The sequence below is a fragment of the Polaromonas sp. P1_E3 genome (genome assembly GCF_056405935.1).
This window is the reverse complement of sequence record NZ_JBFUBD010000740.1, coordinates 1-829: the sequence shown is the minus strand read 5'-3', so window position 1 is coordinate 829 and position 829 is coordinate 1. Positions and strand designations below refer to the sequence as shown.

General features: G+C 68.2%; 1 protein-coding gene. It reads left to right on the top strand.

Going from position 1 to position 829, the window contains the following annotated elements; genetic code table 11:
• Positions 1-125 precede the first annotated feature (125 nt).
• Positions 126-829 (top strand): EamA family transporter (locus AC1D0Z_RS23195; protein WP_477660479.1); only part of this gene is annotated, 704 nt, incomplete at its 3' end.

Below are 829 nucleotides of genomic sequence, written 5' to 3'. Positions count from 1 at the left end.
GTGCTGTCCTCAGCTGTGCCGCGCGCCGCATACCTGCGCAGCAAGGCCGCGGTGGACCGCACCGCCGCCGGTGCCATGGGGCTGCTGGGTCTGCGCCTGGTAGCCACAGCGCATACCGCCTGAGGATGCTGACGGGCATTCTGGCAGGGCTTGCGGCGGGCGCGCTGTGGGGTCTGGTGTTTGTGGCGCCGCGCATGCTCGACATGGGGGTGGGCGGCTATTCATCGATTGACCTGACAGCTGGACGCTTTGCGGTGTACGGCGTGGTCGCTTCGCTGGTGATGCTGGCGGGGTGGCGCAGTCGCCGCCTGCCCACGCTGCGGCAAGCCTGGGCTGCCCTGGTCATGAGCATCCTCGGGTTCAGCGGCTACTACCTGCTGCTGGTGCTGGCCATACGCGATGCGGGTACTGAAGTGCCTTCGCTGGTGATCGGCACCATCCCGATCTGGATCATGCTGCTGGGCAAGCCGCAGGGTCTGCGCTGGGCAGCTCTGCTGCCGGGGCTGGCGCTTACGCTGGCCGGGCTCGCGCTCATGATGGGATCCACGCAAGAAGCCGGGCAGGGCACGGCCGCGCATTTCTGGCGCGGCATGCTCTTCGTGACGGCCTCGCTGGTCTGCTGGACGGCTTTCGCCATTCTCAACTCCGCCTGGCTCAAGCGCCATCCCGAAGTCAACGCCACCGACTGGGCCAACTGGCTGGGCGTCGCCACCGGCCTGGGCGCACTGCTGATGTGGGGTGTGGCGGGCTCGGCCGGGGGCCTGCTGGCCGGGCGCGAAGACCGAGGGATGTTTATGCTGCTGTATGTGGTGGCAGGTGTGGGTTCCAC